The 14,178-nt window shown below is 66.6% G+C and carries 13 protein-coding genes; 3 read left to right on the top strand and 10 right to left on the bottom strand.

The features are described 5' to 3' along the window. Position 1 precedes the first annotated feature (1 nt). The 3 genes from pdhA to ABZ909_RS38205 all read right to left on the bottom strand — a co-directional run bounded on the left by pdhA (position 2) and on the right by ABZ909_RS38205 (position 3,765). Positions 2 to 1,120: a pyruvate dehydrogenase (acetyl-transferring) E1 component subunit alpha gene (gene pdhA / locus ABZ909_RS38215; protein WP_357010216.1), complete on the bottom strand. Its 1,119-nt coding sequence runs from the start codon at positions 1,118 to 1,120 to the stop codon at positions 2 to 4. A 220-nt stretch (positions 1,121 to 1,340) separates the two neighbouring features. Next, entirely contained in the window at positions 1,341 to 2,885 is a 1,545-nt protein-coding gene (locus tag ABZ909_RS38210; RefSeq protein ID WP_357010214.1) for an alpha/beta hydrolase fold domain-containing protein, read from the bottom strand. A gap of 64 nt (positions 2,886 to 2,949) precedes the next feature. Continuing rightward, the gene (locus ABZ909_RS38205) at positions 2,950 to 3,765 is read right to left on the bottom strand and encodes an alpha/beta hydrolase (protein ID WP_357010211.1); all 816 of its coding nucleotides are present in this window, start codon (positions 3,763 to 3,765) and stop codon (positions 2,950 to 2,952) included. Positions 3,766 to 3,848: 83 nt separating this feature from the next. Between ABZ909_RS38205 and ABZ909_RS38200 the strand changes: the two genes are divergently transcribed. Continuing rightward, positions 3,849 to 5,036, top strand: a complete 1,188-nt coding sequence (locus ABZ909_RS38200) for a CapA family protein (protein WP_357010209.1) — start codon at positions 3,849 to 3,851, stop codon at positions 5,034 to 5,036. Here ABZ909_RS38200 and ABZ909_RS38195 read toward each other — a convergent pair. The 6 genes from ABZ909_RS38195 to ABZ909_RS38170 are packed head-to-tail and all read right to left on the bottom strand — an operon-like array spanning position 5,023 to position 11,785. Beyond that, positions 5,023 to 6,750 (bottom strand): FAD-dependent monooxygenase, encoded by a 1,728-nt coding sequence (locus ABZ909_RS38195; protein WP_357010207.1) that lies wholly within the window; start codon positions 6,748 to 6,750, stop codon positions 5,023 to 5,025. The two genes, ABZ909_RS38200 and ABZ909_RS38195, sit on opposite strands and share 14 nt — an antisense overlap. Positions 6,751 to 6,761: 11 nt before the next feature. Further along, positions 6,762 to 7,409 (bottom strand): isochorismatase family protein, encoded by a 648-nt coding sequence (locus ABZ909_RS38190; protein ID WP_357010204.1) that lies wholly within the window; start codon positions 7,407 to 7,409, stop codon positions 6,762 to 6,764. 55 nt (positions 7,410 to 7,464) lie between these two features. Then, on the bottom strand, positions 7,465 to 8,382 hold the full coding sequence (locus ABZ909_RS38185; RefSeq protein ID WP_357010201.1) for a fumarylacetoacetate hydrolase family protein: 918 nt from the start codon (positions 8,380 to 8,382) through the stop codon (positions 7,465 to 7,467). A 9-nt stretch (positions 8,383 to 8,391) separates the two neighbouring features. Further along, complete coding sequence (locus tag ABZ909_RS38180; RefSeq protein WP_357010198.1) at positions 8,392 to 9,162, bottom strand: TIM barrel protein; 771 nt, start codon at positions 9,160 to 9,162, stop codon at positions 8,392 to 8,394. Next, complete coding sequence (locus ABZ909_RS38175) at positions 9,159 to 10,052, bottom strand: NAD(P)-dependent oxidoreductase (RefSeq protein WP_357010373.1); 894 nt, start codon at positions 10,050 to 10,052, stop codon at positions 9,159 to 9,161. The genes ABZ909_RS38180 and ABZ909_RS38175 overlap by 4 nt, the downstream gene beginning before the upstream one ends. A 2-nt stretch (positions 10,053 to 10,054) precedes the next feature. Continuing rightward, entirely contained in the window at positions 10,055 to 11,785 is a 1,731-nt protein-coding gene (locus tag ABZ909_RS38170) for a dihydroxy-acid dehydratase (RefSeq protein WP_357010195.1), read from the bottom strand. Positions 11,786 to 12,021: 236 nt separating this feature from the next. Between ABZ909_RS38170 and ABZ909_RS38165 the strand changes: the two genes are divergently transcribed. Next, entirely contained in the window at positions 12,022 to 12,654 is a 633-nt protein-coding gene (locus ABZ909_RS38165) for a GntR family transcriptional regulator (protein WP_357010193.1), read from the top strand. Positions 12,655 to 12,721: 67 nt separating this feature from the next. On the opposite strand, the gene ABZ909_RS38160 is transcribed toward ABZ909_RS38165, so the two are convergent. Further along, on the bottom strand, positions 12,722 to 13,195 hold the full coding sequence (locus ABZ909_RS38160) for an Lrp/AsnC family transcriptional regulator (RefSeq protein ID WP_357010191.1): 474 nt from the start codon (positions 13,193 to 13,195) through the stop codon (positions 12,722 to 12,724). Between the two features lie 186 nt (positions 13,196 to 13,381). Here ABZ909_RS38160 and ABZ909_RS38155 point away from each other — a divergent pair. Continuing rightward, positions 13,382 to 14,178, top strand: a 797-nt coding sequence (locus tag ABZ909_RS38155) for an NAD(P)(+) transhydrogenase (Re/Si-specific) subunit alpha (protein ID WP_357010189.1), incomplete at its 3' end; no start/stop codon positions are given.

Genomic DNA, 14,178 nt, shown 5'->3' with positions numbered 1-14,178 from the left:
ATCAGTCCTCTTCGGCTTCGGCAGCGAGTTCGGTTTCGACCTGGGCCAGTTGCTCGCGCAATTGCGGAGTGGGTTCGGCGAACACGTGCCGGAACAGCTCCGCCGGGTCGGCGGGTCGGTCGGCGTTCATAGCGGCCCGCAGTGCGGCGGCCTCCGCCTCGACCTCGGTGGTCAGCTGCTCGTCGAAGGCATCGTCGACCGCTCCCTGGGCGCCCAGGTAGGTGCGCAGGCGGCTGATCGGGTCGCGGGTGAGCCACTGCTCGACTTCGGCGGATTCGCGATAGCGGGTGGCGTCGTCGGCATTGGTGTGCGCGTCGAGCCGATAGGTGTGGGCCTCGACGATGACTGGACCATTGCCCTTGCGGGCGAATCGCACGGCCTCGTCCATGACGCCCATCATGGCGACCGGATCATTGCCGTCGACCTGCTCGGAGCCGATGCCGTAGCCGACGCCCTTGTGGGCCAGCGAGGGCGCGACGCTCTGCCGTGCCAGTGGCACGCTGATCGCGAAACCATTGTTCTGGACCAGGAATACGACCGGCGCGTGGAACACCGCTGCGAAGTTGAGCGCCTCGTGGAAGTCGCCCTCGCTGGTCGCGCCGTCACCGCACAGCGCCAGCACGACCGTGTCCCGCCCGCGGCGCTGCTCGGCGTGCGCCAGCCCCGTGGCGTGTAGCAGCTGGGTTGCCAGCGGCGTGCACTGTGGCGCGGTGCGGTGCACGGCCGGGTCGTACCCGCAGTGCCAGTCGCCGGCGAGCATGCTGAGGATCTCGGCGGCGGGGATGCCTCGCACGGTCATGGCCATCGAGTCCCGATAGGTGGGGAAAAGCCAGTCGGTGGGGCGCAGGCACATCGCCGCGCTGACCTGGCAGGCTTCCTGCCCGCGCGCGGACGGATACACCGCTAGCCTGCCCTGCTTGGTCAGTGCCGTGGCCTGTTGGTCGAATCGTCTGCCGCGCACCATCTGCCGATACACCTCGACCAGGCGGTCATCGGCGGGGCGGGGGTAGCGGGCGTCGCTGGGGGCGGGGTTGCCGTCGGCGTCGAGATACTGCACGGCGCTCGCGGCGGGCAGGAATTGCTCGAATTGCCGCGCGGACGGCGGTTCAACGAGGGTCATATCTGTCTCCGAATATGTTGATACATGGTCGAATACGGGAATCCATGTGTGCAGATCGTCTACTCAGAGTTCACGGATCGATGCTATTGATCAATGAAGAAAGGGATTCTGTAGACGATCTGTTTTCGAATGTGCCTTTCGACGACAATTGATCGTCACGCGGGCCGAATCGGCCCCTGCGGCTGGATGAATGGCCCGCCCGGCGGGCCCGGGTGACAGGTCAGTCCGCGGTGCGGTCAGCCGAGCCGGGCCCCGGATCGGTGTCGGTCAGCGCGCGCAGCGCGGGGCCGAGCAATTCGAGGATCGCTGGGACGTCGGTGCCGGTCAGCGCCGGCAGCGATCCGTTCGCGTACACGGCGCTGATGCCTGCCATACAGGCGACCGCCAGCGCCGAACGCACTGCGGCGTCGTCGGTTCCGGCGTCGGTCAGCCGTTCGACGAGCGGCGCGGTCAGTTTGTCCACCACCTCGCGGGCCCGATCGCGGGCGTCGGCGCTGGCCATCGGGTCGAGTAGCGCGAGCGCGACCGGTCCCACGCCCTGTCGCGTCACGACCCGATGCAACAACGTCTCCGCGATGGTCTCCACATCCGACAGATCCTCGACGTCGGGCTGGCGGATGGTGTCGTCGGACGCAATGGCGGCGAGGTAGAGCCCGTCCTTGTTGCCGAAGTACCGCGAGATGAGCGCCGGGTCCACGCCCGCGCGCTCGCCGATCGCGCGGATGGTGGTCTTGGCGTAGCCGCGTTCGCCGAACAGCTCCCGGCCCGCGGAGAGCAATGCCTGTTTGCGAGCCTCGGAGTCGTAGGGCCGTCGCGACCGGCCCGCCGGTGCGTCGGCCGCCGAGACGCCGGGTTGCGGCGGGCGGAACGTCCGAAGGGCATGAGCCACCGCGTCGTACACTTCGTACGCCTCGGGGAAGACGGCCCCGAGATTGGTGAATGCGTGTGGCGCTCGGGCGTATTCGTGGTAGCGCACGTCGACGCCCGCCTCGGTCAGCAGCCGGGCGTAGCGCCGGTTCTGCTCGACGAATGGGTCCCAGCCGCTGCTGATCAGCACCGTCGGGGGCAGGGCCGCGAAATCGGTGTTGCGGAGTGGACTGAGGTGGGGATCCGCGACATCCTCAGGTGCGGGTGCGTAGCAGCCGACGATCCAGTCCAGCCTGCGTTGTTCGGCGGCGATGTCGACGACCCGCGCCGCCGCGCCCGCGACGGGGAGTTTCTCGGTCAGGTCGTAGAGGCCCGACAGCAGCACCTGTAGGCCTATCGTGTCGGGATGCTGGCGGGCCACCACGGTGGCGAGATTGGCTCCGGCGCTGTCGCCGCCCACCGCGAGGCGGGCCGGATCGACACCGTGTGCTGCGGCCTGGGCGATAACCCAGTCGAGCGCGGCGCGGGCGTCGTCCAGTGCGGCCGGATACGGATGTTCGGGGGAGAGGCGGTAGTCGACGGAGAACACCACCGCCGGTGTGCGCGCGGCCAATTCGCGGCAGACCACCTCGGCCGCGTCCAGCGTCCCGCGCACCCATGCGCCGCCGTGCAGATAAACCAGTCCCGGTGCGGCCAGTCGCGGGGGCAGCGCGGCGGGGCGGTACACCCGCATCCGCGGGACGCCCGCGGGATGGAGTTCGTCGACGACCACATCCTCGCGCCGGTCACCCGCGAACCGGAGGTAATTCGCCAGTGCGGCACGGAATTTCGCGACATCACCAATGGGCTGCGGGCGTTCTCGCGCCGCCCGGAGGAACTCCTGTGCGTCGATCGTCACCTCGGGCTCCTCGGCGGTCGGCAGGGCGTGTGTCCGTGAATTATTGTCATCGGTTGATGTCATACTAACGTGTGGCGGGCAGGTCGACGCCGCGGTCCAGGAAATCGCCGAGCGCCTCGGCGAGCGCGGCCGGGGAGGAGACATGGGCGAAGTGGCCGTGTCCGGGCAATTCGATCAGGTGCGCGGCGGGCAGCGTGCGGCTCAGCGATCGCCCCATGTCCTGAACCGATTCGCCCAGGTGGCGGCCGTCCTGACCGCCGCTGACGATGAGTGTGCGGGCGGTGATGCCCGCGTATGCCTCGGGATCGCCGTCGACATCGCGCATCGCTTCGATCTCGGGCAGCCAGGACCCGGTGAGCGCCTGCATCTCCGGGTCCGCCGCGAGCAGATCGACGGCGCGTCGCGGCAGGTCGGGATTGAAGACGGCCAGCAGCGTTCGGACTGCATCGGGTAGCCGCCGCTGCTCGACCGCGGTGACATAGTCGAGCAGCGCCGCGGGCAGAGCGAGGTAGACGCCGATCGGTGTCGGCGGTTCGTACACGGCGAGCGCGGCGATCGGCGTGGTCCGCCGGCGCGCCAGTTCGAGTGCAAGCACCGCGCCGAAGCTGTGCCCGAATACGGCTGCGGGCGTGCCGATTTCGGTGAGGACCGCGTGGATGTCGTCCACCTCCCGATCGAGGCTGTGTGGCGACCGGCCGGGTTCACTGCGGCCATGGTTGCGCCGATCGAGCAGCAGAACCCGATATCGCGAGCTCAGCCGATCGGCGACGGGCTGCCAGTCGATGCTCGACGCCCGGCTCCCGTGGACGATCAATACCGCGGGGCCCCGGCCGATTTCGGTCACGGACAGGCGTGTGCCGTCGGCGGAAGTGACCCACATTCGAACTCCTCTGCTGCGCATTGAAGGGTTGTCATCACGTGATGACTATAGCTATTGTCATCACGTGATGACAATCGTGAGGAATGATGATGACTGTCGGTGAGAACATGGAGACCGTGCTGTGCGCCGTCGGCGACGTGATGGTCGATCGCGACGATCCGCCCGGCATCTGGACGCATGTCGACGACCTGTTGCGCGCCGCGGACCTGCGAGTGGGAAACCTCGAAGGGTGCTTCACCGACCGGACCACCCAGGCGGTCAGCACCCACGGCAAGGTGACACCCGCCTTGCGCAACCTGAGCGCGCTACCCGGAATGTTCGATCTGGTGACCGGCGCGAACAACCACATCCTGGACGGCGGCCACGAGGGCATGCTCGATACGCTCGACGAACTGCACCGCCTGTCCATCGCCACCTGTGGCTTCGGGCGCACCCTGGACGAGGCGCGCAAGCCAGCGATCCTGGAGCGCAACGGAATTCGCTTTGCGTTCCTCGGCTACTCGTCGGTCTTCCCCATCGGCTACCAGGCTCGCGCAACCGTGCCGGGTCTCGTACCGATCCGCGCGCACACGATCTACCACGTGGACAACGACTTTCACGCGCCTGGCTGGCCGCCGGACATCACCACTGTTCCCTACGAAGAGGATCTGGCCGCCCTGCGCGCGGACATCGCCGCGGCGCGCGCGGAGGCGGATGTGGTGATCGGCCAATTCCATTGGGGCGAGGCGAATCGCCCAGCGGTCCTGCTGGAGTACGAGCACGCGATTGCCCGCGCGGCGATCGACGCGGGCATGGATGTTGTGCTCGGGCACCACCATCACGAGATCCGCGGTGTCGAGTTCTATCGGGACAAGCCGATCTTCCATGGCCTGGGCTTGTTCGCCTTCGACCTGCACGGCCTGCTGGACCGGGCGACCCCGGGCATGATCGAGGCATGGCGGAAGAAGTACGGGGAGTACGGAATGTGGCCGCGTGAAGGCTGGCCGATGCTGCCCATGCACCCCGACGCCCGCCTGACCATGCTCGCCTATCTCCGATTCGACGGCGACCGCCTGACCGACGTCGGTTTCGTGCCCTGCACGATGACTCCAGACGGCCGGGTCATGCCGCGGCGGCTCGACAGCCCGGAGGGCACGCAGGTGGTCGACTATCTACGGCAGGTCACCGCGGACGAGGGACTACCGACCAGCTATCGGCCGTTGACCGGCCGGCAGCTGGGCGGTTTCGACGTCATGGGTGTGCTCCCCGCGACCGCGGCTACCCCCGGCTGACGCCCGCGTTCACGGCCGGGCTCGGCAGCAGTCGAGCGATCGCCTCCTCGAGGACCTCGCGAGGAGGCGTGCCCGCGTCGACCGCACGCAGGCAGACATGCCCGTCGGGGCGGACGAGTACCGCGCCGGACTCCTCGATTCCGTACCGAGCCGGCCAATCCTGGCCGTCCTCGGTCACGTAGTCGCCGCTGGCACCGATCGTGTAGGCGACCATGGGCAGTCCGCGGTCGGCCGACAAATCCGCCAGCGCCGCATGCCATTCCATACCCTGCGGGGTGGTCAGGAGAACGAAGTCGGTGTGCAACAGGTCGACGGTGGACAGGCGCTCGCCCGCCGGGTCCCGCAGCCAGAGGTGCGGCGCGTGCGCGCCAGGCGCCGCGGACGGAAGGTAATCGCTGACCACCGAGACCGGCGCCGCAGTGCCATCGCCGATGACGGCCGCGGACTCGTAGACGAATCCGAATTGCTGGCCGTAGGACCAATATTGGTCCTCCTGCAAGGGAATCGCGTCGGCGATCTGCTGAAGCACCGGGCCGGCGTCGGGTCCTTCGATGCGGGCAAGCATGTCGGGATCGGTCATGACCCAGCCGACCTTCGCCGACGCCTCGACATTGCGGTGAATCTGCTCGGAGTTGAACCACGCGACGGCGCGCCGCTCCTCGTCATAGGTGTCGAGCACGCACTCTTCGGCGTGGCCGCGCAGCACCAGTGCGAGTTTCCAGGCGAGGTTCTGCGCATCCTGGATGCCGCTGTTCATACCGAATCCGCCACTGGGCGGAAGCCGGTGTGCCGCATCGCCGATCAGGAAGGTGCGGCCCGACTGGAACCGGTCGGCGATGGCGGCGTCGATCGTCCAGGGGAAGACGCGTTCGAACTCCACGTCCGCATCCGCGTCGCCGATGGCGGATCGGATCACCTCGGCGCAGCGTTCCGGCGGATAGTCTGCGACCGATTCGCGGTTGGGATCGTATCCCCAGCTGTACACCCAGCGGCGATCCCCGTCGTAGGTGAGGAACGCGCCCGTGGTGTCCTGGTTGATGACCCACCAGAGAATGTGGTTCCGATCGCCCAGGTAGGGGCGCAGGTCGCCGACGAAACACGCGTTGAGCTGGTGGCCCTTGGTCGGTGAGAGCGGGGCGTCGATATTCAGCAGCCCGCGCACGGTGCTGTGCGCGCCGTCGGCTCCGACCACGTATTCGGCCGAGATCTGCTGGACCGATCCCGCTTCGTCCTCGACGGTAAGCGCGACATGGTCCTCATGCTGTTCGAGGTGGGTCACGCGCAGACCCGTGGTTACACGGACCGACGGGAACTCGCCGACCTTCTCGACCAGGAACGGCTCGAAGACGTCCTGCGCACACCAGGCAATCATCTCCGGGGATTCCGAGTAGGCGCGCTCGACGCGGGCGGGATCGGCCATGAGATCGATGGATCCGATGTCCGGCGCATTCAGCCGGGTCATGTAGCCGAAGCTGGACCAGCGTTCCAGCGGCAGGTTGCCGACCCTGCGGACGTCCTCGGCCCAGCCGAGTTGGCGCATGATCTCCATGGTTCGCGCGTGCAGCCCGATTGCCCGCGGATGGCGCAGCCGCGTGGTCCGGCGCTCGATCACCGCGACATCCACGCCGCGGCGGCCGAGTTCGATCGCCATCATCAGTCCGACCGGTCCGCCACCGATGATGACGACCTCGTGATCGGTTCGGGTTCTAGACATGGGTAGTGCTCCTACTGGTTTTCGACCGGCTTGTTGGCGGCCAGATTTCGAAGGTTGCCGAGAGTGGCGTTCAACATCGCGTAGCCGGGCATATTGGCCTGGACGGCGCGGTATTCGGTGAGGGTCTCGGTATTCGCGTACGACTTCTGGAATTCGGACGCGAGCGACATCCACGTGCGCGGCACGACACCCAGCTGGGTGAAGCGGGCCATCGCGGTGTGATGCGCGGTGACACTCGTGCTGGCGGTCGCGTCGGCGACGATCGAAACCCCGTAGTCGCGGCGCAGGGCGCTCATGGTCGTGTGCATGACACAGCCGTCGGACATCAGGCCGGCGATGACCAAGTGCCGACGTCCGGTCGCCGCGACGGCCGCGGCGAACTCCTGGTCCTCGAAAGCGTCGAAGGACAGGCCGCGATGCTGTACCCGATGGTCTGCGAGCACCTCCGCGATCTCCGGATACAGCACGCCCCGAGGGTCGTGCTCGGGGCCGACGGACACGATCAGCGGGATACCGTAGGCGAGCGCGGTCTGGGCGAGAGCGCGCCCGCCGGAGACGTTTTCGGCCACGGTCTGCGACGCGATCAGCGGGGCGAAACCGCTGACGTAATCGATGAGAACAATGCAGGTGTTCTCGGGAGTTCGGACCTCGATGTCCACTGTGATTCTCCTGAATAGGGATTCGGTGATCGTTCGGGAATCGCCCTGAACGCCATTACTTCTCGTCTTCGATCGGCGTCTCCATGACGCCGAGCCCGGTGATCTCCATCCGCACGATGTCGCCGCTGCGCAGGAACTTCGGGGGATTCTGGAATGCGCCGCAGCCGGTGGTCGTGCCGGTCATGATGACGTCGCCGGGGGACAGCTCGACGACTTTGCTGAAATCCTCGATCAGGTGCGGGATGTCGACGATCATCTCGGAACTGTTACCGTCCTGGCGCAATTCACCATTGACCCAGCAACGCAACTGGAGCTGATGGGGATCGGGGATTTCGTCCTTGGTGACCAGCCACGGCCCCAGCGGTGCACCGGTCGGGATCCCCTTGGCCCGCGTCATCTGCGAGAAGAGCGGGCTGATGTGGACGTCCTTGAATGCCAGATCCCGAGCGGTGACATCGTTGGCGATGCAATATCCGGCGACGTGGTCGTAGGCATTCTTCGCGGCGATGTGCCGCCCGCCACGACCGATGACGACGGCGATTTCGGTTTCGTAGTCGAGTTGTTCGGTCTGCGCCGGGCGAATGAGTGCGTCGCGCGCGCCGATTACGGTGTTCGACGGCTTGAGGATGATGATCGGTTCCGAGGGGGAGGGAGCGTTCTTCATCCCGGCGGCCTCGTCGACATGCGACTGATAGTTGCCACCGGCCACCAGCACCTTCTCGGGGAAGGGAATCGGTGATCCGAGGCGGGTGGTACCGGGGTCGAGCCACGAGATCGACTGCACGGAGGTGTCAGTCGCGATCACCTTCTCGATCTCGGGCTGCAGCCAGTCGAGCATGGCTACCAAGGTGTTGGAGTCGACCGCGGTCAAACCGAGCGATCGCAAGAGCGGATCCAGCGGCGCGATGCCTCGTTTCGGGACGAAGATTCCCGGACGTTCGGCCCGCTCAGGTCCATAGCTGACTATTTTCATCCTTGATTCCTAACCTTGTGGGGAAGGGTCGTACTCGAGCCCGATGAATCCCGAATAGCCGATGGCTTCCAAAGCCTGTGTGACACAATAGAAATCGATGTGGCCGGTACCGGGCCGCCCGCGCCCGGGTGAGTCCGCGAACTGCACATGGCGGATCAGCGGGCCGTATTCGCCGATGGCGATGACCGGATCGACACCCATCGTTTGCAGGTGGTAGGTGTCGAGTAGCAATCCGATATTGCCGTGGCCGCTCTGTGCGATCGCCTCGGTGACCAGCGCCGCGGTATCGCCGATGTCCGTCAAGGGAAACCGTGGACTGTCGATGGCGTTGAGTGTCTCGACGACAACCGTCACCCCCAGCTCCGCGACTCGGTCGGCGATTCCGACCAGTCTGCGCAAGGCGAGCCGGTCCTGGTATCCCGGATCCTGACCATCGATCCGATTCCCGTAGAGGGCATTGAGGATTGAGCACTTCGTATCCGCGAGAATCTCGACGGCCGATTCCAGATTGGTCCGCACGCGTATCTCGTGGTTGGGATCGGTCAGCAGTCCGCGCTCCCCGGAACTGGGATCGCCCGCGTCGAGATTGAGGGCCGCCAGCCGGACTCCCGCATGCCGCAGCGTCGAGCAGAAGTGATCGATCTCCTCCGTTGCCGGCGCCGATTGTGCGAAGGGCCACCAGGTTTCGACATAGGAGTAGCCGTCGCGGGCAGCCGCGGCGGCCCGCTGCTCGACCGGCAGCCGGGAGTACAGCATCGACAGATTGGCTGCCCATCTCATCGTGGACCCGCCTGCGCCGCCGTACTTCTGTGATCGAGCCGGGCGAGAGCAGCCGGATCGAGCTCGCCCGCGCCGCACGCCACGGCTGCCCGGAACGACGCGGTGGTGGCGTCGAGCACCGGTCCGCTGAGTCGGGCATCATCACGTAGGCGATTCACCAGGTCCAAGACCTCATTCATGCCGGAGATCGTGGCGCCGGTGCGTTCTATCGCGTGGAGCTCGAGCTGGGTGAAGGCGCGCCGGAGCATGGTGCTCTCCGCCCATCCACTCAGTAGGACCTCTGCGGCGAGGCCGAGATCGATGCCCACCCGGTCGAGCACCCGGATCGCCTCGGCGGCGGCGGTCATGTGCGCGCCGACCAGCAGCTGGTTCACGAGTTTGAGTTCGACGCCCGCGCCGGAGCCGCCGACGCGAACGATGCGAGATCCGAAGGATTCCAACAGCGCAGTCACCTGGCCGATGGCGTCGGCGTCACCGCCAACCATGATCGTGAGTGTGCCCTGCGCGGCCCCCGCCGGCCCGCCGGTGACGGGCGCGTCGAGGAAAGTCGCACCCCGCTCATGGGCGAGGGCGGCGAGGTCGCGGGCGGCGGCCGGTGCAAAAGTGCCGTGCTCCACAAAGATCTGGCCGGGCCGGGCTCCGGCGAGCAGGCCGTCGCTGCCACCGTAGATCGCCTTGACCGCGAATGTGTTTCGCAGGCAGGAGATTACGACTCGGCTGACTGCGGCGAGCTCCCCGGCGCTGCCGTACCACTGCCCGCCGGCATCCTCCACGGCGAGCGCATTGGCGCGGGTTCGATTGTGCACGGCGAGCCGATGGCCCGCGGCAATGACCCGGGTAGCGATCTGTGTCCCCATCGCCCCTGTTCCGATCAGGCCGACATCGAACATGCTCACCGCACCGCCTGCAGGAAATCGAAGTCGCAGCCCCGATCGGCCTGCGTCACGTGCTCGGCGAACAATCGCGCATACCCGCGCGCCGGGGGGACCGCCGAGCGTTCGGTGTCGTCCTTCCGCTGCGGCCCTTGATGACGCGGGCCTCCCTCCAGGCGGCGTCGCTCCAACTCGGTGGCGTCCACCAGCAGATCGAGGGTGTTGCCGGCGGTATCGAGCTCGATGAGGTCACCGTCGCGGACGAACGCGAGCGGTCCGCCCGCCGCCGCCTCGGGGGCCACGTGCAACACGACGGTTCCGGTCGCAGTGCCGCTCATCCGGGCATCGGAGATGCGCACCATGTCGGTGACGCCCTGCTCCAGCAGTTTTCGCGGAATGGGTAGGTGGCCGACCTCTGGCATGCCCGGTCCACCGAGCGGGCCGGTGCCGCGCAGCACGAGTACCGATGTCGCATCGACCTCCAGATCGGGGTGATCAATCCGCGCCCGCAGGTCGTCGACACCGTCGAAAACCACTGCTCTGCCAACATGTCTGCACAGTCCTGGATCGGCGGCGGACTGCTTGAGGAGCGCGCCGTCGGGGGCGAGGCTGCCGCGCAGCATGACCAGCGACCTCGCCTCGCCGACGGGATGAGTCAGAGTCGACAGGCAGCCCGCGATCGAGGCCGGGTCCGTCGCGGTCTCGTCCCAGCTGCGGTCGTCGCCGGACATTGCAGTCATGTCGGCGATGTCGCGCAGCCGGCCCATGAGCGCGGGCACCCCACCATCGGCCTCGAAGTCGTGCAGGAAACGCCGCCCGGACGGTTTCACATCGGCGAGCATGGGGGTGGTGTCGCTGAGCTTCTGCAGATGCTCCAGGTCCAAACGCAATCCGAGCCGACCCGCGAGGGCCTGGAGGTGGATCACCGCATTGGTCGAACCGCCCACCGCGCACACTGCGCGGAAGGCGTTGTCGAAAGCGCCCGGTGTCATGACCGCGTCCGGGGTGATGCGGGCTGCGGTACGCGCGACGATGGCCCGTCCCGTGTGCTCGGCGGCCGCCGCTCGCTGCGCCGAACTCGCCGGCAAGAGCGCAGTGCCGGGCAGCGCCATCCCGAGCACCTCCGCGACAACGGCCATGGTGACGGCGGTTCCCATCACATTGCAGGTGCCGACTCCGCGGCTGAGGCAGCCTTCCAGACGCGACCAGTCGCTGTCGGACAGGTTGCCGGTCCGGCGTTGATCGATGAGCGGCCAGAGGTTTTCGACCGCCATCGGCCGACCCTCCCAGGTTGATAGCGGCCGCGGGCCGGCCGCGAGTGTCAGCGCGGGTTTGCCCGCGCTGGCCGCACCCATCAGCTGGGCGGGCAGGGTCTTGTCACAGCCGCCCAGCAGGACGACCCCGTCGATCGGGCTCGTGGTGATCATTTCCTCGGTGTCCATCGCCAGCAGGTTCCGCAGATACATGCTCGACGGACGTGTGAACGCCTCGGCCAGGGAGATGGTCGGGAACTCGAGTGCCAGCCCGCCCGCCGCGGTGATCCCGCGTTTCACATGCTGAGCGAGCTCCCGCAGGCCTGCGTTGCAGGGGTTGAGCTCACTCCACGTATTGGCGATGCCGATGACCGGCCGCTGGCGAACCGTCACGGCCGACAACCCGGTTCCGCGCAGGAAGGCTCGGGTGATCAAGCCGTCCGGGCCTTCCTCGGACATCAGCTCCCCACCGATTCGGTGGGTGCTCTCCTGAGACATCTCTTCCTCACCCTGCCGCGATTGCGGCAGCTTTGCTGCAATCAGGGTTCTGTTGAATGGCGCTGCGAGTTCGACGGTCGAGCCGCGTGGCCGCTGGGATCTCGGCATGAAGCCGAGTGATGGCTACCACAATGACATATGCGTCAGAGATTTTGGAAGAACTTTGTAGATATATCACTGGGATCCCAGTGGGCTACACTTATGTCCTCAGGTTTTCAGCTGGTGAAAGAGGGGCGATGTCGCTCACCGACGAGGTGTACGAACGGATCAAGGATCAGATTCTGCGGGTACAGCGCGCACCCGGCACCGCCATCTACGAGGCGGAGCTGGCCACCGAGTACGGGGTGTCCAAGACGCCGGTGCGGGAGGCGTTGCGGCTGCTGTCGCAGACCGGGTGGGTCGTGGTGCTGCCACGAAAGGGCTACCTGGTCCGGCCGGTCGAGTTGCGGGATATTCGCGATATCTTCGCGGTTCGGCGCATGATCGAGCCGGAAGTGGCCGCGGCGGCGGCGGCCCGCGCGACGGCGGATGATCTGGGGCTGCTCGCGGGCATGCTCGGGGAACAACACAGTGCCTCGGGCACGGACGCCGCTCTGGGCGCGGCGGGCGCGTTTCACTTGGCGCTGGCCGATATTGGCGGCAATCCGAGAGTTCGGGCCATCCTGCAGGACCTCACCGATGAGGTGCGCCGATTGCACTATCTACTGCCGCAGATCGAAGGGCACATCACCTCGGAGGAGGAGCTGCGCGCGCACGATCTGATCTTGACGGCGTTGCGGGACCGTGATCCGGAGCGGGCTCGTGAGCTGACCATCGAGCACCTCAATGAGGTTGCGCAGACGCTGGTGCGCGGCTTCTCCGGGGTCTAGGCCGGATTCGGGGGGCGAACCTGCTCGGTATCCGGTGCCGGCCAGAACTCTCCTGCGGTGCAGTCGATCAGACCCACTCGGGCCCCGGTCCTACGGCTTCCTCGAAGATCAGCCAGGTTCTTGTTGACCGCACGCCCGTCAGACCCTGCAGCTTTTCCAACACAATGGCGCGCAGTGCCTGATTGTCTTTGGCGCGCACCAGGACGATCACGTCCAAATCGCCGCCCAGCAGGAAGTAATGGTCGACGAACGGAAGGGTGCTGAGCGAGTCCGCAATAGCATGCCAGTACTCCTGCCGAATCGACATGGCCACCAAGGCCGATGCGCGCAGTCCGGTCTTTTCGTACCCGATACGCGCCGAGAAGCCTTCTATGACACCGGATTTCCGGAGGTGATCGAGCCGGACATAGGCGTGGGCTCGGGAGATATGGGTTCGCTCGGCCAATTCGCGCATCGACAGTCGCGCGTCGCGGGACAACTCCCGGATGATGCGCCGGTCGATCTCATCGATGCCCGTGCGGGCCGCTTCGTTGGTGGTCATCTGATTACTCCCTGTCACTGTTCCAGGGTGCTGGAAGACTAATTGACGGAGGTTTGCACTCCTGGAGTCCATTTGTCAAGCAATATGGCGATTCTGTTGTCAATGCGGTTGCAGATGGCAAGTCTGAGCGGACATCATCTCGGGTCGAGGGACCACGAAAGGAGTTCGCGCACTGTGGAAGCGACAATGCCGAGCGGTCAGGGCGGTGTGCCGGACGGTGCGCGCGTCGGAGTGGTTCGTGAGACGAACCCGGACGAACGACGCGTCGCATTGGTGCCGAAGATCATCCCGGCCCTGTTGAAGCAGGGTGTCGAGGTGATCGTCGAGGCCGGTGCCGGTCTGGGCGCGTTGATTCCCGATGAGGCGTATATCGAAGCTGGTGCGACGCTGGGTGATCCGTACAGCGCCGATGTGGTCGTGAAGGTCGCCGCGCCGAACGATGCCGAGATCGCCAAGCTGTCGTCGGGGCAGACGTTGATCGGGTTCCTCGCACCTCGCAACGCCGACAACAAGATCGATGCGTTGAAGAGCGTGGGCGTGCAAGCCTTTGCGGTGGAAGCGATTCCGCGTATCTCCCGCGCCCAGGTGATGGATGCGCTCTCGTCGCAGGCCAATGTCGCCGGCTACAAGGCCGTGCTGCTCGCCGCGTCGGAGTCCACCCGTTTCTTCCCGATGTTGACCACCGCGGCGGGCACCGTGAAGCCGGCCACCGTGCTGGTGCTCGGTGTGGGTGTCGCCGGTCTGCAGGCTTTGGCCACTGCTAAGCGTCTCGGCGGTCGGACCACCGGTTACGACGTCCGTCCCGAGGTCGCCGACCAGGTGCGCTCGGTCGGCGCGCAGTGGCTGGACCTGGGCATCGACGCCGCCGGTGAGGGCGGTTACGCCCGTGAGCTGACCGACGAGGAGAAGGCTGCGCAGCAGCAGGCCCTCGAGAACGCCATCAAGGGATTCGACGTGGTCGTCACCACCGCGCTGGTGCCCGG

Source organism: Nocardia sp. NPDC046763 (assembly GCF_040645495.1).
In the GTDB taxonomy this organism is placed as follows: Bacteria; Actinomycetota; Actinomycetes; order Mycobacteriales; family Mycobacteriaceae; genus Nocardia.
This window is presented reverse-complemented; position numbering and strand designations above follow the sequence as displayed.